The sequence below is a fragment of the Paenibacillus sanguinis 2301083 = DSM 16941 genome, from assembly GCF_000374825.1.
GTDB classification, from domain to species: domain Bacteria; phylum Bacillota; class Bacilli; order Paenibacillales; family Paenibacillaceae; genus Fontibacillus; species Fontibacillus sanguinis.
The window spans coordinates 180,340-197,252 of the sequence record NZ_KB895377.1 but is presented as its reverse complement, the minus strand read 5'-3'; the positions used below and the strand labels follow the sequence as shown (position 1 = coordinate 197,252).

At 51.7% G+C, this 16,913-nt stretch carries 11 protein-coding genes; 3 read left to right on the top strand and 8 right to left on the bottom strand.

Features of this window, described 5'->3' with window-relative positions:
* Nucleotides 1-62: 62 nt before the first annotated feature.
* Genes C557_RS0104325 through C557_RS0104315 form a run of 3 tightly spaced genes read right to left on the bottom strand, consistent with a single transcriptional unit; the run spans nt 63 to nt 3,590 of the window.
* The gene (locus tag C557_RS0104325; protein ID WP_018750601.1) at nt 63-1,646 is read right to left on the bottom strand and encodes an ABC transporter substrate-binding protein; all 1,584 of its coding nucleotides are present in this window, start codon (nt 1,644-1,646) and stop codon (nt 63-65) included.
* Between the two features lie 52 nt (nt 1,647-1,698).
* On the bottom strand, nt 1,699-2,583 hold the full coding sequence (locus C557_RS0104320; protein ID WP_018750600.1) for a carbohydrate ABC transporter permease: 885 nt from the start codon (nt 2,581-2,583) through the stop codon (nt 1,699-1,701).
* Nucleotides 2,584-2,597: 14 nt separating this feature from the next.
* Complete coding sequence (locus C557_RS0104315; RefSeq protein WP_018750599.1) at nt 2,598-3,590, bottom strand: ABC transporter permease; 993 nt, start codon at nt 3,588-3,590, stop codon at nt 2,598-2,600.
* Between the two features lie 445 nt (nt 3,591-4,035).
* On the opposite strand from C557_RS0104315, the gene C557_RS0104310 reads away from it, so the two are divergent.
* Nucleotides 4,036-5,046: a LacI family DNA-binding transcriptional regulator gene (locus tag C557_RS0104310; RefSeq protein ID WP_018750598.1), complete on the top strand. Its 1,011-nt coding sequence runs from the start codon at nt 4,036-4,038 to the stop codon at nt 5,044-5,046.
* A gap of 281 nt (nt 5,047-5,327) precedes the next feature.
* Nucleotides 5,328-5,975: a type A chloramphenicol O-acetyltransferase gene (gene catA / locus C557_RS0104305; protein WP_018750597.1), complete on the top strand. Its 648-nt coding sequence runs from the start codon at nt 5,328-5,330 to the stop codon at nt 5,973-5,975.
* Between the two features lie 239 nt (nt 5,976-6,214).
* On the opposite strand, the gene C557_RS24025 is transcribed toward catA, so the two are convergent.
* Entirely contained in the window at nt 6,215-7,855 is a 1,641-nt protein-coding gene (locus C557_RS24025; RefSeq protein WP_240472915.1) for an alpha/beta hydrolase, read from the bottom strand.
* A 248-nt stretch (nt 7,856-8,103) separates the two neighbouring features.
* On the opposite strand from C557_RS24025, the gene C557_RS0104295 reads away from it, so the two are divergent.
* Nucleotides 8,104-8,880: a lipase family protein gene (locus tag C557_RS0104295; protein WP_018750595.1), complete on the top strand. Its 777-nt coding sequence runs from the start codon at nt 8,104-8,106 to the stop codon at nt 8,878-8,880.
* 2 nt (nt 8,881-8,882) lie between these two features.
* Here C557_RS0104295 and C557_RS22905 read toward each other — a convergent pair whose 3' ends face one another.
* The 4 genes from C557_RS22905 to lacZ form a co-directional block, all read right to left on the bottom strand.
* Nucleotides 8,883-10,739, bottom strand: coding sequence for a DUF2264 domain-containing protein (locus tag C557_RS22905; protein ID WP_018750594.1), 1,857 nt, complete (start codon nt 10,737-10,739; stop codon nt 8,883-8,885).
* Nucleotides 10,740-10,817: 78 nt separating this feature from the next.
* A complete protein-coding gene (locus tag C557_RS0104285) occupies nt 10,818-11,948 on the bottom strand; it encodes a YyaL domain-containing protein (RefSeq protein ID WP_018750593.1) in 1,131 nt (376 codons plus the stop codon).
* Nucleotides 11,920-13,818, bottom strand: coding sequence for a heparinase II/III family protein (locus C557_RS0104280; RefSeq protein ID WP_018750592.1), 1,899 nt, complete (start codon nt 13,816-13,818; stop codon nt 11,920-11,922). The genes C557_RS0104285 and C557_RS0104280 overlap by 29 nt, the downstream gene beginning before the upstream one ends.
* A gap of 32 nt (nt 13,819-13,850) precedes the next feature.
* On the bottom strand, nt 13,851-16,889 hold the full coding sequence (gene lacZ, locus C557_RS0104275; RefSeq protein ID WP_018750591.1) for a beta-galactosidase, LacZ type: 3,039 nt from the start codon (nt 16,887-16,889) through the stop codon (nt 13,851-13,853).
* Nucleotides 16,890-16,913: the final 24 nt, after the last annotated feature.

Sequence of the window (16,913 nt, the reverse complement as noted above, 5' to 3'; positions counted from 1 at the left end):
CCTCCAAGCTGATAGTAGCCGGAGCATGGGCCCATACGCTCATGTCCCGACATATATCTGAGTTATTTTTGTTGCTTTGCTCTGTCATAGCCTGTTTGTTTGATCTTTAGCCAGTCCTGCATGCCAAGACGATCAAGCTCTTTTACGAATGCGTCCCACTCTTTATCAACGTTTGCGCCTTGCATCCATTCCGTGCGTTTCTTCAGAATGTACGGCCACAGGTCAGCTTCGACTTGTGACAAGCGTTCCGACTCCTCCTTGGAGAAAAACACTCTCGGATAAATGTTCTCGGCCTTCATATCCGGCACATAGATTTTCTTCAAAATATCCAAACGCCAAGCCGCATCGTCGGGCATCGTTGTTACCTTACCGTAATAGGAGTCCAGAATAGCAAGCGGTCCACCAACACTTGTTTTGGTGCGAAGTTCGTTCGGCGATGCTCCGTTCAACGGCAAGTGCTTCAGCATTTTCGCAGCTTCGTCGAACTCAAATATGTTTTGCTGCGTGTCGTCACCGTAAGTTCCCCAGTTGTTCTGTACGGACTGAATCGGTTCATACAGTGCGTCAATCCATTTAATTGTAGTTTCAACGTCCTTATTCTCAGAAGTGATGACCATTCTGCCACGGTCAAACCCCATGCCATTCGTACGGGCCACATTTTTCCAACCGTTGGGCCCTTCCAATGCCGGCATCGGTTCGAACGGACTATCCATGCCGCTCACATTCGCCTTGTCCCAAGTGAAGTACAAACCGTAACGATCATCTTTGGCTTTCGCAATAAATTTGTTCCAGTCTTGCGTAATAAACTCCGGATCAATCAGTCCCTCTGCGTATAGTTCCTGCAGATACTTCATGCCTTCTTTATAGCCCGGTGCCAGCGCAGCGTTATTCACCTTTCCATTCTCGTCGACTAATGTCAAATCACCGTTAAAACCTGCACCAAAGGAACCCAGCAAGAAACTTATATCCTCGTTGCCTCCATCATCATTAATAAATGAAAGTGGAATCTCGTCAGCTTTACCATTACCATTCGGATCTTGCGTTTTGAAGGCGATCAATACTTGCTTTAGTTCCTCTGTCGTCTTTGGCATTTTCAGGCCAAGCTTATCAAGCCATGCTTTGTTGATCCACGGAATATTATTGACGGAGTGAATGCTCCCTTTACCTTCACCAAGCTCTTCAATCCAAGGGAATGAATAAATGTGGCCGTCAGGTGCAGTCATCATGCCTTTATATTGAGGCGCTTGCTCCAGAACTTTACTAAGGTTTGGCATTTTCTCAGGCGTAATGTATTCCTCTACGGGAATAATCGTGCCATCATTCGATAACTTCAGTAAATCAAAATCGCTTAGTCCAGCGTTAAAAAGTGCGTCCGGAAGCTCTCCTGTTGCCATAGCGAGGTTTCGCTTTTCTACGTAAACATCGTCCGTATAGGCAATCCAATTGATATGAATGCCAGTCTTCTCTTCCAAGCGCTTGAAGATCAGCTTATCATTCGGGTCTTGGGGAGCAAGAGGCGAGTTCGACGTCATAAAAGTAAGCGTGTTGTCGTCTGGATCAACACCTTCATTGCCGCCACGACATCCTGTGATTGCCAGAATAATTGCCAGCGAAATAATGCAAAACGATTTCTTAAAATACTTCAATCTTAAACCCTCCCTTTTTCTAACAACTTCTTATTTATATATCTGCCAGTCTCTACTTGAGGGAACCAACCATGACACCTTTTTCAAAGTACTTTTGAAAGAAAGGGTACATCACGAGAAGTGGCAAACTCGAGATGACGATAGCTGCGTATTTCATCATTTCGGACAACCGAGCGAGCTCTGCCTGTTCTTTGATGGAGGACACGATATTCGGATCCACCTTGCTCAGAATCAGAATACGCCGGAGCACAAGCTGCAGCGGGTATTTATCCTGGCTCTCTAAGTAAATCAGGGATTGGAAGAAATCATTCCAGTGGCCTACAAAGGCGTATAACGCAAGGACAAAGACAATCGGTTTGGAAAGCGGAATAACAATCTTAAAGAAGATCGTGAAATCTGAAGCCCCATCAATTTTTGCTGCTTCATTCAGTTCCTTTGGCAAGCCGCGAAAGAACGTCCTAGCCAAAATAATATTCCAAACACTGACTGCACCAGGGATGACCAGCGCCCAGATTGTATCAAGCATGCCCAGGCTCTTTACCACGAGATAAGTAGGGATTAGACCGCCGCCAAAGAACATGGTGATAATGAAGAGGGTCATAATAATTTTTCGCCCAACAAAGTTATCAAGGGAAAGCGGATACCCCGCAAAGACGCAGACAGAAACCGTTATGACTGTAAAAATAGATGAATATAACAATGCATTCAGAAACCCGCCAATAATATTGTCATCGGACAAAATCATTTTATAGCCCTCAATGTTATAGTCTCCGGGATTGAATGATATCCCTTTATTGAGTAATGCCGTCGGCTCCATGAACGACGCTACGATCATATAAATTAACGGGCCGACAATCGCCAATACAAAGATGAAAAGCAAGGTGTAGGTAATGCCGAGCACGACCCGGTCCATTTTGGTTGGTTTAATATAGTCCATGTTGTTCTCCTTTCCTAAACAATCCCATTACCTTCGTTAACGCGCTTCACGATGATATTTACTGTAAACAGCATGATCAGGTTAATGATGGTGTTAAACAACTCAACGGCTGCGGAAAATGAGTAATTGGCCTGCTGGAAGCCGATTCGATAGACATAGGTGCTAATAATATCCGAGGCTTCCATATTCATCTCATTCCACATTAGAATCGCTTTATCACCACCGCCACTCATAATACCGCCTGCGGCGAGTATGATCATGATCGCGATGACCGGCTTGATTGTCGGGATATCGATATGACGTATACGCTGAAGAAGGCTAGCACCGTCGAGAGTTGCCGCATTGTGAAGTTCCGGATCAACGTTAGCTAATGCAGCCACATAGATGATCGATGACCATCCTGCCCCCTGCCAAATCCCGGAAAGGATGTACATTGGACGAAAATATTCCGGTTCTGACATAAACGAAATCGGCGCTCCGCCAAATGCCATGACCAGTTGGTTAACCGGACCAGTAGGAGAAAATAAGACAAACAGCATACCAACCACCACAACAACCGAAATGAAGTTCGGTGCATATAAGAACAATTGAATGTTCTTCTTGGCTGCTGCTTTGCGTACCTGATTCAACATTAATGCCAAAATGATCGGCACCGGGAATCCTAACAAAAGACCGTAAAGATTCAACTTCAATGTATTGAAGAACAACTGCTCAAAGTTCGGTGCGTTTAAGAACCGTTCAAAGTGATGAAACCCAACCCAATCACTTCCCAAAATGCCTTTACGGTAGCTGTAGTCCTTGAAAGCGATCAAAACACCATACATCGGGAAATATTTAAAGACAATGGTCAATATGACTGACGGCAGGACAAGTAAATAAAGCCAATAGTTTGTCTTAATGTATCTGAGCTTCTCCTTTAACCTGCGTTTTGGGCCCTCTGTTTCTGATTTAATATTCTTTGTGATTCCTGCAATTTGCTGCAAGGTCTCCTCCCCCTCAATTTTCATTAGCACAATATAAATGTGATTTTGGACACTCTTCTCATGAAAGAAAGCACTTCCACAAGTCGTCACCAACAACCTAGCAAATACAATTTACAACATCATAATTACATCGTCAATACTTTTAACCACTAATTTAATAAACAAGTGCACACTTTGTAAGCGAAATAATTGTTTCATACGTTTTATTATTGTAAAATCAATCTAATATTTTGAGCATAAAGCAATAAAATATCTGTTTTCGTTAAAAACATATATCTTTAACACCTTTCTAATATGTTCATCTTATGTGCATTTGTTTATTAAACGCAAAGGCAAATTCACGATTTTTGTAGTAAACATCTAATCCAATCAATTGTTCATTTGTAACATTTAAGTTGATTATTTTGTTGAGTTGTACTACCATAAACTTAGTCGAACTGTGATATATTTTCTAAAGGAGTCAATATCATTGGGCAAAATAAAAGTTACAATTCAAGATATAGCCGATTCATTAGGACTTTCCAGGAATACTGTATCCAAAGCATTAAATAACAACCTCTCCATACCGGACGAAACACGGAATAAAGTGATTCGGAAAGCGATCGAAATGAACTATAAGCAGTTTGCCTACAAATCAGGAAATATTGCTTTGCTTACAGCAAATATGCCGAACAATTCACATTTTGGGACATCGCTGTTAAGCGGCCTGGAGCAAAAAATCAGTTCTAAAGGCTTTAATTTATCCATCCACATGGTTCGAGAAAATGAACTTAATACATTAGCTCTTCCTGTGAATTTTGACAAAAGTAAAGTTGATGGGATAGTCTGTATCGAAATGTTTAACAAGAGCTATTCCGATTTTATTACGTCACTTGGGATACCAACTTTGTTTATTGACGCTTCAGCAGACCTGGAATTTTCTGACATGAAGGCGGATATACTTCTTATGGAGAACTCACACAGCACCTTCAGTATTACGAAAAGTTTGATTGAAGAAGGACTTTCCACAGTCGGGTTTGTCGGTGATTACCACCACTGCATGAGCTTCAGTGAACGTTGGGATGGATTTAATAAAGCCTTGTTTACCGCTCGGATAGATCTTGATGAATCATTGTGTATCCTTGATGAAGACCGATATATCGCTGACTATCAGTGGCTTAAACAGAGACTGGCAAACATGGAGAAACTGCCGTCTGCGTTCGTTTGTGCCAACGATTTTATTGCTATACACGTGATTCGTAGCTTAAAAGAACTAAACATTCGAATACCTGATGAGGTTATGGTTTGTGGATTTGACGATGCCCCAGAGTCACGGATCGTGGAACCCCACTTAACGACTGTCAATATCTATCGATTCGAAATGGGTTTTATTGCTGCCGAAATGGTTATTTCAAGAATTGAAAATCCCGATAGACCTCCACAGATTACGTATGTCAAAACAACACCGGTTTTCCGAGAATCGACGACCCATGCGAAATAGCTTAAGTGCATTTTATTTCCCTGACTTGCAGCGAACAAGCCCTGCGTATTCGATTGGAAAAAGACGTTGCTGCTGGTATCCGCACAGTGGATGTAATACAAAGAAGTATTGAGCGAATACCTCTTTATGCGGAGTTAAACACCTATAAGGTAAATGTATCCGAAATCACTCCGGAGCAAGCGGCGGATGCTATCATGACGCACAGGCGGTGAATGAATATGGTAAAAACGATCGATGCTGCCTCCTAAAATCCAAGTCCAATATTTTAGGAGGCTAAGGTTATGAATTTTATTGAAATACCAATGGAACAATGGGCCAGAAAAAGTCACTACGAGCATTACCAAAATAATATGCGATGCTCCTATAGCATGACGGTCGATATTGATGTATCCAGCTTGCTAGTCCAACTAAAAAAGCGAGGAATGAAATCTTATCCTGCGCAAATCTACATGCTGACAACCGTTGTAAATCAGTTTCCGGAGTTTCGCATGACAACCAATGAAGATGGACATTTGGGCTATTGGGAAGTCATAAATCCAATGTATACAGTTTTAAATGCGGACACGGAAACATTTTCAGCCGTGTGGTCGAAGTATGATCGTTGCTTTGATACATTTTATCAAGCCTATTTGAAGGATACCACACAGTATTCTACCGGAGTTTTGTTCCCTCAAGTGAAAATTCCAGACAATGTTTTTAACATTTCCAGTGTTCCATGGCTAGATTTTACAGCTTTCAATATCCATGTTTTTTCTGATGGAAGTCACCTGCTGCCCATCTTCACCATTGGAAAGTATAAGAAGGAGAACCACAAAACGCTGATGCCACTTTCCATCCAGTGCCACCATGCGGTTTGTGATGGCTACCATGTCGGAAAATTTGTGGAGACATTGCGTCAAATCGCAGCAAATCCAGAGCAGTGGTTATAATGCATTATGTCGTGACACGTCCCAATATCATCATCGGAGATTACGCCTATTATGATCTTCTCTCCATGAATGGTGGGATTGGCCAGCGAAAAAAATCTTGAAATTCTATGCAGTGGCGATCTTACAAAAATTAGAGAAATTGAATAACACTAAAGGGCAGCCAAAAATAGAACTTTTGGGCTGCCCTTTTTTCTACTCACTCCCAAGATGATGATTAAAAATCCCCTTCCCGTCACCATCTATATGCGCAGTTCTTCTCCCGGGTGGGCAAATAGAAAACGCAGCATTGGACTTATCAGTGGATGCAACACAGAAACATGGCCTTCCCCGGCAAACTCGCTCCATTCCAGCCTGCTGAAGGCTTGGTCACGGTAAGGGAGCAGCGCCCGGTAGTAGTCCCGGGCTGATTCATAGATTTTATCATCCTTCGTTCCCACCATGATCATAAGCTCAGGCGCCCGTTCCCGGGAGCCTTCTCGCTGCTCCCATTCAGGGAGACGGCGGAACAACAGGCGGTCATCCCACCACAGCGATGGGCTGCCTGCGATATAAGAACGGAACAGAGTTGGACGTGTCATCAGGGTATGCAGTGTAAAATATCCCCCGAGTGAGTGGCCAAACAGCGACTGTCGGGAGTAATCGATTGGCAATCGTTGCCCGATCAGGGGAATTAGCTCCTGCTCGATAAAGTCAAGGAACAACTCTGCTCCCCCATTCACCGGCCAGACAGAACCATCCGGGCGAAGCCCATCCCGCTTGGCAAGTGTCGTCAGATCGTAGAACCGGCGCTCAGCCACAAAGGGCCCCTCCGATGGATAACCAATTCCCACGATTACACCAGGCGGCAATCCGCGGGGATGCCGGGTGACCAGCCGCATCGCTTCGGCCAAAGAACCGAAATAGGCGTTGCCGTCCACGGCATACAATACCGGATAGCCCTCTGGCGGAGCGGGCTTCAAGGGCATATGGATGAAGATGCGATAGGGTAGTCCGGTGATGCCTGACACCAAATCAAGCTGTTCGGTGCCCGGCACAGCATATGGGACTATCGCAGCATCCTCGGCAGGCACTAAGCCAAGCAAAGCTTTACGAACATTTGCAGAGGATTTTCCAAAACTGTCCTGCACATACTGCTCCTTAGGAGGATACAACCAGGCCAAAGCTTCAGGAAATTGCTTGGCCATAAATATGAAGTCATGCGTAGCGCCATCCACAATCTCCAGCTTCAACGACAGGGGAGCTATCCCGCGAGCCCGCCAGTCACGGCATAACGCCAGCGTATTCGGCACCATTTCGCGCTGACGGTTCACCTTGCCCTGTCCCTCCCGGTTCCCCACGGAAACATAGAAGGTCTGCTCCTTAGGCGGAACAGGCCACTGGACAAGCTGCGCCAGCGCCCCTTCATACCAGAGGGAGGCGGATAAGAGACCGAAGCGGCCAAAGGCATCCGGCCGGAAGTAAGCAGCGAACAATGAGATCAGTCCGCCGAGCGACCCGCCGATTAATCCGGTATGAGCAGGCTCCGGCTTCGTACGGTAGACCGAATCGATCCAGGGCTTGATCGAATCCGCCAGTTCATCCAGATAAGCCCGCCCTGCTCCACCAAATACCGGGCGTCCCTCTGTCACGGCATCGGTTGGCCAAGGAGTATATTCATCGTTACGGCAAGCGGAATGGACGCCAATTACAATCACCTCTTCAACCTTCTCTTCACAGAAAAGCCGCTCCATATAACGGAAGCAGGCCCCCATCAGCTTGCCTCCGTCATGCACATATACCGTCTTATAAGATCGCTCCGAAACCGCATAGGTAGGAGGAAGATAGACTGTCAGCTTGCGGCCCGCCCACTCTCTTTCTTCCATACTAGATTGTACGTTCACAGATGACTCCTCCTTTTTATTGAATTTCATGCTCTACCTCTTCTGCCTCTTCCCGGCTTGCTCCCTTGAATCAACAAATCAACGAACCTATATAACCAATAATGAATATCATTATCAATTATAATGGAGATTTCGTGTACAGGTCCATAGTGGTCAATCGTTACCGCTAACGGTCAGTCTCACCGAGGCTTAGGCACCTCTCCCTTCACTCCTTAATATATTGTAGAAAAACGGAAGAGAGATGAAGCATGGAACTCAATACCGCCCAAGCACAGCGTGCTCTATTTCTGGCTGCCGTCTGCCAGCAGACATACAGGCAATTCTCCAATTCTGACGGATCCTTTGTGCTTCCTTACGGCTACTCGTTATTTGATATCATTGAGGCGGAATCGCTGGTTGGCGTATGGGAACGCTTTGGCTTTATTTTGCAAACGGATGACGAGGTCATCCTTGCTTTTCGCGGCAGCAGTTCAGCTCCCAACTGGGTCGCCGATGTCATCGCCACTCAACGGAAGCCCAAATGGAGCAAGAGCGCTTGTCTGACGCACCGTGGCTTCACCAACATATACGATTCCGCTCGCAAGCATATCCACTCCCTGCTAAAGCGCCTGCCCGAGCACAAGAAGTTCTTCGTTACCGGTCATAGTCTGGGCGCAGCACTCGCTACCCTATGCGCCTTTGACATCGCTCTGAACACGAACCGGACGCCAATTCTGTTCACATACGCCTCCCCGCGGGTTGGCGACCCTGACTTTATGAAGCTCTTTACCAAGCTGGTTCCTAACAGCTATCGCATTGCCAACGTTTTTGATGCCGTCACCCACGCTCCGCCAAATATCTTTAAGCTGCCGAAGCAGGACAAATCCTACTATTATAGCCACGTGCCCGCCGATTACCCGCTGCATTTCTCCAGCTTGTCTCTGTCCGACAACCATAGCCTGGGCAATTATTTTGCCGAGTTGACCAAGCTAGACCCTGCCTTTGTGCAACAGCTGGAGCTAACCAACCCGGGTTTTTGCCCTTGAAATCATAGCTTGATCTCCAATACCTCGCCTTCGCGAAGCTGGACAGCAAGTCCTGCTGACGTTACCGTGACATTCAAGGTGCGGAGCCCTGCTTCAAGGCTTGAAGAATCCATGCTCATGCCGGGAGGACGGCCATACATGGCCGACGCCAGCAAATGGGCGCCGGGTTCAAGCCGCACGTTCAGCGTTGGAATGAGGGTGCGCGGGTACAGCACATTCGTATTGGCATTGGGGTACACCATCTGAGCCGAGGTATATCCCACCAGTCCATATGCGCCGCTCGCGCCGAGCGCATTTGCAGCCTGGATGGCACATTCGCTTGCCGATACCGTCTCTGTATGCTGTCTCCCCAGCGCAAACCCGCCTTCAGCCGCCTCCAGCGCACGCCCCGTGTCAATGAGGTGAATCCGCACATGCCATGGCAGGCCAGCCACCATCCAGGTGCGAACCTCAACATCGCTCCAGGGCAGCCACCGGGCGTAAAGCACGTTAGCGCGGATGGAGGTTTCTTCATTTTTTCGCCGCACCCGGAACAGGTTGTCGCACTCGCTTAGCGCCAGCATTGAATCAAAGGCCCCTTGTGCCAGCCCCCACTCCGCTCTGGGCACACTGAAGCCAAATGCGGTGGAATAAACGAATTTCTCGTATTTAGCCGAAGTGTGGGTATGATCATTGGTTGAACGGTGACCGCTGTTAAACGCGGCGACATGTCCTGTCTCCGCCTCGCGGCATAGAACCAGATGCGGCCTTGCTTGCACGGACAGGGGCGGCAGTGTCGGCATGTCCTCCTCCTCCGCGCTCCAGAAAGAGTGATCGTCCGCAAGCGACAGCACCAGAAAGGTCTTCAAGGCCCAATAAGGCGAGCCGGGCGCATTGTAATTCTCCGCCATAACCAGGTTCGGATAGGCATATCCCACGGTGAGCACCCCGTCCCGGTCAAAGATCGGCTGCTTAAGCCACCAGCGCAGATTGCGCATAATTAGCCCTTTCACCACGCCGGGAGTTAGGTCATCGCTCCACACATCGGCAAAAGCCAATGCGCTCCAGAATGCGGATTGTGCAAAGCGATAGGTCAAACTGCGCCCATACGGCAATGCCGACCCATCGGGGGAGAACCAATGCAGGAACTGGCGAGCGAACAGGATGCCGCGTTCCCGGAAGCGGGCGCACCGCTCGGGGTCTTCCTTTGCCATCAGCCTGGCATAGACTAGCCCGTAGAACTGAATTGCAAACGGAACATAATAATCGCTGTGCCCGCCAATTCCGTCACTATACCAGCCCTCTCCCAGCTCAAATTCCTCCATACGGTTCAGATTCTTCTCCATTTGCTCCTGGTCATACGGTAAGCCTACTTTATAGAAGCCCATATTCACCAGGACATTAAAAAACAGCCAGTTGCAATCATAACAAGGATGATGGTTAATCTGATTCAGCCAGTTATAGAGATTGTCCCGCTCCTGCTGATGCAGCGGCTCCCAGATCGTTTCGGGAATCAGGCAAAGCGCCAGCCCGAGTACAGCCATTTCCACCAGCCGCTGATCATAGTCGGCGACATCGCCCCAATACTCCGGATGAGCAGGGTTCGTACCGTTCACGATCCCCTTCAGACCAAGCTCCCAAAGCCCCTCATCCTTTCCTCCGCCCGCCAGATAAGGCACAAGCCCCCATAATACACGCGAAAATCCTTCCATATCGGCCAGCTCTTCCGGATGTCCTGCTCCGCCCCCTCTGATCTGCAAATGCGCTCCGCCGGGGCTGTATAAGGGCCGCAGAGGCCGCAGCAGCTGACGGAGCGCCTCCTGCAAATCCTGTTTGGTCGCCAAAAGATTTTCATCCAGCGGCTGCCCTTTGAAAGTCATCGCTTCATCACCTCTCCCAATCAAATTACGCTATATATAGCAAGCTGCCATTTACGATGTTGCACGCTCATGATGCTGCTAATCCCAGTAGAACGGCCCGCTGCCCTTCAGCCTGACAAGTCCTTCTACGAAGTAATAATCTCCGTATATCAATGGAACATCGATGTTGCTGCCCTGCGGATAGTTGCCAGTGCCGTGCAGCAGCAGCCCTTCCTCCGCCGGGTGATCCCAGGCGCCGCAATCTTCGTACAGCGCTTTCAAGATGCGCTCGCCACCGGCCCGGTAGACCTCCGCCGCCGCACCTTCGAGCTGCTCCGCCAGCAGCAGCAGGCCGCTGGCCGCACAGGAGCCGGCCGAGGTATCGCGCAGCCCCCGCAGCTCTTCCGGTGCGCGAAAGTCCCAGGCCGGCACATGGTCCTCCGGAAGCTGGCTGAGGAAGAAGCTCGCCACCCGCTGTGCGGCGGACAGATATTCCTGCTTCCCGGTATGATGGAAAGCCAGCGTCAGGCCGTATATCGCCCAGGCCGCCCCGCGCGACCAGGCCGATTCCGGCGCATACCCCTGACCGCCCAGCGGTTCCAGCATGGCTCCTGTCGCCGGATCAAAGCGCATGATATGATACACGGAGCCGTCTTCGCGGACAAAATACTTCAGCACCGTATCCATGTGTGCTTCCGCAATATGGGCGAACCGGGGATCGCCGCTGGTGCGGGCCGCCCAGAACAGCAGCGGCGTATTCATGCAGCAGTCGATAATCGCCAGCCCCTCGTTCCGTTCGCCCTCGCGCCACGGATTCCAGGCCCGGATGTACCGCCCCTGCAAATTGAAGCGCGCCGCCAGATGGCTCGCCGCCTTCAGCGCCCGCACCCGTGAAGCCTCGCTCCCCGTCAGCTTATAGGAGGCTACACTGGTCAGCGTCCACATGAAGCCAAGGTCATGATCAAGCTGGACATAACCGTCTAGCACGGCATCCAGCTTGGCTTCACATGCTTCCGCCACCTCCCTTAACTCGTCCCGGCCGCACTCGCCGTATAGCAGCCACAGCATGCCCGGCCAGAAGCCTGCCGTCCACCAGGCCGGCCCGGCCAGCTCATAGACTCCGCCCTGGCTCGCATGGGGAAACTCCGCGCCGATTCTTGAAAGATTGCGCAGCGTTTTGTTTAGCGTTTTTGTCCAGGCCTCATCCACCCACGTCAGTTCGTTGCTCATGTTCCCTGATTCCTCCCTTCTTCTGCTCCCGTCTCACAAATGTAAAATCAAAGACCAGCTTCAATTCGGCTTCCGGTTGCCGGCCATGAAAATCCAGCGCATACCAGAGCGTATCCTTGCCAAAATGATCCCGGTAGCTGTGCTCGGCAATCCCGGCTCGCAGCCGTTCGCTGTCGTAGTGCAGCTCCAGCGCAAGGGAGCCGCGGGTTAAACGCAGCAGCCCCGGCCCGACATGCTCCGGCCTGATCAGGGTAACGAACCGTTCCGTCAAGCTGCCGGGCGCCTCCGCAAATTTGAACTCATCCTGCAGCGACAGGCTGGGCAGCTCCGATTGGCTCCAGACCCATGCTCTTCGGAAGGAACGCAGCTTCCCGCATTCATAAGCGCCGGACAGCTCCATGGCCAAGCGGCATCGCTCTTCCTCCCGGTTCCACTCCAGCGCCGCAGCGGCCCGGCTTCGCCCCGCGCTTTGCAGACAGCCGTCAATGATCGGAACCGAATGTCCCTGGGAGCCATTACAGTCGTATTCATACCGCCCTTCGCCGAAATACGCCCGCGTATATTCGCCGCAGCCGAGATCGGACAGAAAAAACGCCCCGTCCCCCGCCAGCATGAAATGCCCGAGATCATTGTGGTTGTGCGGCTCGGCGTTGTGGCCGCCCTTGGCGGCAAAGCCGAACGCGCCCGCCCCGGAGACCCTTCGCGAAATCAGCCACTCAGCGTCTGGAAGGAAGAAGTCCCCTTCCCGCCAATCCATGACAGGGACTGGGACTGTGGCTGCGGCGCCCTCCCGCCAGATCAGGTTGCGCAATGCCGGCGCCCATCGGCTGCAATGATCCTCGCGAAAGTCAGCGTACAAAGCTGCAGGCGGAGCCTCAACTTCCTCGTAACGCCCGGCAAGATAACAAGACAGCCCGGGCTGCACACTGCCACGGGGCAGCGCATCGGAAAAATTGGCGACCAGCGAGCCGCTCAAAAAACAGGTTTGCTGAAATCCGGCAATCCTCCGCACCTTAGCGTTCCGGAACCAGTCCAGCCTTCCCCCGCTGCGCTGAAGCAGCAGGTCGGCATAATACACGAAATAGCCGAAGCCGTAATTCCAGTAGCCCAGTCCCTCCAGACACGCTCCATCGTCTCCGAACCCCTGCAAATAAAAAGCCATGCTTCGCTCCGTCTTCTCCAGAATCCGGGCCAGGCGTGCCCCGTCCCGTTCTCCTTTCAGCAGCAGCAATGCGGCCGAGCCGATGGATCCGGCGCAAACGGCCGACCAGTTATGCTCCGCCGTCTCCCAATCGTAAGGCCCTTTCTCCAGAAAAGGGCGCAGCAGCCGCTCATCAACCAATTCGGCGATCCTCAGGCGTAGCCATACCGGCAGACGATCCCCCAGCAGCAGACGAAGCTCGGCCAACGCGAAGCCCGTCTCCGCCGAGAACAGATCAATCGTCTCCGAGACCGGCCGCTTCGGATCGATGTGGGCAGGCAAGCACCAGGTAAGCTCGGAGCAAATCGACCAGACCGCCGCCAGCAGCGCCGCCTCATAAGCCTTTTGCTCCGGCTCAAGCAACGACAGGAGCGCAAAGGTGTTAAGCCGCCGTCTTTTTTCAAAATAAACCCGTTCATATTCCAGCCTTGATCCCTGTTCGGCAAACAGGCTGAACAGCGAATACGTCAGCTCCGGCGAAGCAATAGCGAACAGCCGCTGCCCCTCCGCCGAAATCTCCGCGAGCGCGGAGGCGTACTCGCGATGCTGCCGCAGCCCGCTCCAGAAGGACGCTCCATCCCCTTGCGGATAGTACAAACGCAGACCGGCCGCAGGCATCGCGTCCACCCATCGCTCCAATACATGAAAGTCCGTCCTATCTCCGCTCATCCCCCGGCTCCTCTCGCTGCTGCCGGCAGCACTTACTTGCCAGCCGGCGCCAGCACAAACGCAAACTCCAAATCGTCCCCCGCCGGGATACGGTATTCGGGATGAACCGGGGCGCCCCAGCTATCGTCCCCGCCTACGCCCATCTGCCGCCCGGCTACGGTCACAACCGTGTAATGCACCGGGGGAAGCTCGTAAGCATGTGCAGCATGCTCCAGTTCAAAAGCGGTGTGCGGTGACAACGTGCATTCCAGCGGTGCGGCCGGCACGGCTGAAATTTTGAGGCCAAGCCCTCTGCCATCAGTGATGTTAACCCATCTGACCCCGGTCCGGCTGCCGGATTCCTGTGGCACCAGATAAGGCGTCGGCATATCGGCGACCTTGCGCTTGAAGCGCGACAGCCTTGCGCCAAACGCGCGATCGGCATAATTCTCTTCCTGCCCCATCGCCAGCCATTCCGATTCCCCGTACTCCGCAGCCATTTTGAACGAGACAGCCACGATCGGCACATCCGGCAAGGAGGCGTCGCCCTTATAGCTGGTGCGCACGGTAATGCTGCCGTCTGGCAGAACGGTGTAAGCGATCCGGGTTCTCAGCTTCTTGCTGATGCTGAACATATAATCGAAGCTTACGGTAACGCGCCCTGCCTCCCGTTCCAGCGTAACCGCTTCGCATTTGCGCGCCAGGCTGGCTGCGTACCAAAGGCCCGCACCGAACCCAAGCGCCGTTCCCTTATCATTATCGGTCGTTGCCCGCCAAAACAGCGGAGACGGCGGCACGGCAATCATTTCACGCCCGCCATAGCGCAGCGACACAAGCGAATGCGCCTGCTTGGAGAACAGCGCGGTGAAGCCGTTCCCCGATACCCCGATGTTCACGTCTCCTTCCACAACCCGAAGCTCTCCAGCCGGCTGTGCGTCTTCTTCCTTGGCATCCACGGTAAAAATATGCTCACCGAACGATACTTCATGCCCGGCTTTCGCCCACAACGTTGGCTGCTTCAGCACCAGCGATGCCTGAAGGCTATATTCGCCCCCTGCCAGCTCCTGCAGGGCAAGCGGAATATGCTGCCGACTCCCCGCCGCTACCGCGATGTCTTGCCGGATGCTGAAGATTGGCTCACCTTCCCGGTACAAGGCAACAACCAGTGCCAAGCCGTCCGTTCCGGCAAACAGATTGCCGTTGACCACGGTTACGGACTCACGGTCCGGTTGCAGCCTGATGTTCTGATACAGGAATTTTACCTCCTGCAGCTTTGGCGTCGGCTTCCGGTCCGCAAACACAATACCGTTGCCGCAAAAGCTATAGTCGGTTGGCCGGTCGCCGAAATCGCCGCCGTAGGCCAGATATTCGCGTCCATAACGATCCTTCGCCAGCAGCGCCTGATCAAGAAAATCCCAGATGAACCCCCCTTGATACAGCGGGTAGGCATCCTCCAGTTCTACATACTTGTGCATGCCGCCCAACGAGTTGCCCATCGCGTGCATATACTCGCAGCTGATATACGGCTTCTGCGGATCGTTCTCAAGGTACTCCGCAATATCCGCCGGCTTTGCGTACATTCGGCTTTCCATATCGCTCGCAGCATCAAACTTGCGGCTATGAAACACGCCTTCGTAATGAACCAGTCGGCTAGGATCGGTCTTGCGGAAATAATTCGAGACGTTCAGGATCACTTCCCCGGCATATGATTCGTTGCCACAGGACCAGATCAGGACAGACGGATGGTTTTTGTCCCGTTCCAGCATGGATACCGCACGATCCATAACGATGGCCTCCCATTCCGCTTTATCGCCGGGAACGTTCCAGGAAGGCTCGACAGCGCCCAGCTTTTGCCAGGAGCCATGCGATTCCAGATTCATTTCGTCGATCACATACAAGCCATACTCGTCGCACAGCTCGTACCATAACGACTGATTGGGATAATGGGAGGTGCGGACAGCGTTAATGTTCTTTTGCTTCATCAGCACGATGTCCGCGAGCATATCCTCCCGTGTGATGCTGCGTCCTGTCCGGCAATTGAACTCATGGCGGTTGACGCCCTTGAAAACAACCCGTTTGCCATTGAGCAGCATCAGCTTGTTCTTCAGCTCAAAACGGCGGAACCCTGTCTTTTGAACAATAACCTCTTTGACGCTTCCTTCCTCGTCCATCACCGAAATCACCACTTGGTACAGGTGCGGAGTCTCCGCGCTCCATAGCCGCACTTCACCGACAGCCAGCTTCAGCACCGCCCGGCCGTTCCGAACCGCTTCGCGCGCCGACGCCACCTTACAGCCGTCCGGATCTCTCAACTCCAGCAAAATATCAGCAGAGACGCTGCCCAACATGTCCAGCCCCACTTCGAGCATCCCTTCCCGGTAGGCATCATCCAGCGTAGCGGATACCTGCAAATCCCGGACATGCAGCTTGGGCACAGTATAGAGGTACACCTCGCGAAAAATGCCGGAAAACCGCCAAAAATCCTGATCCTCCAGCCAGCTTCCCGTGCTCCGCTGGTAGACCTCGACTGCCAGCTTGTTGGAGCCGCCTACGATGTACGGGGTGAGGTCAAACTCTGCCGGCGTAAAGCTGTCTTCGCTGTAGCCGATAAATTCGCCATTCAGCCAAACATAGAAAGCGGATTCAACCCCTTGAAAGGAAATGTAAACCGGCTGGCCGGACATGCCAGCGGGAAGCTCGAAGATTTTCACGTAGCTGCCGACCGGGTTGCTGTCCTGCGGAATCTCCGGCGGACGCACACCGCTTAAGCCATCCCAGGGGTACATCGTATTTACATACTGCGGGGAGCCATACCCCTGGAGCTGAATATGACCGGGCACCCGGATATCGGCCCAGCTATCGGTGGAATAATCCGTCCGGTAAAATTCCGCGGCTCGCCCTGCCGGGTTGACCGCATAGCTAAACTTCCAGTCCCCGTTCAGGGAATGGCGCATATCCATGGGTCCCTGAGCCTCCGCTTCGGCCAGCGTACGGTAATATCGGTGATCCGAATGGGCATCCAGCCGTCCCACACGAAAAACGGATACATCAGAGAGCCAGTCCAGGCTCGGTTGTCTCGATAAAGTTGGCACAGATATGAATCCTCCTTATTATGC

Coding starts and splice junctions, on each gene's coding strand:
- catA (WP_018750597.1), top strand. CDS start 5,328: ATGAATTTTATTGAAATACCAATGGAACAATGGGCCAGAAAAAGTCAC.
- C557_RS0104280 (WP_018750592.1), bottom strand. CDS start 13,818: ATGAGCGGAGATAGGACGGACTTTCATGTATTGGAGCGATGGGTGGAC.
- C557_RS0104320 (WP_018750600.1), bottom strand. CDS start 2,583: ATGGACTATATTAAACCAACCAAAATGGACCGGGTCGTGCTCGGCATT.
- C557_RS0104315 (WP_018750599.1), bottom strand. CDS start 3,590: ATGAAAATTGAGGGGGAGGAGACCTTGCAGCAAATTGCAGGAATCACA.
- C557_RS0104295 (WP_018750595.1), top strand. CDS start 8,104: ATGGAACTCAATACCGCCCAAGCACAGCGTGCTCTATTTCTGGCTGCC.
- C557_RS22905 (WP_018750594.1), bottom strand. CDS start 10,739: ATGACTTTCAAAGGGCAGCCGCTGGATGAAAATCTTTTGGCGACCAAA.
- C557_RS0104285 (WP_018750593.1), bottom strand. CDS start 11,948: ATGAGCAACGAACTGACGTGGGTGGATGAGGCCTGGACAAAAACGCTA.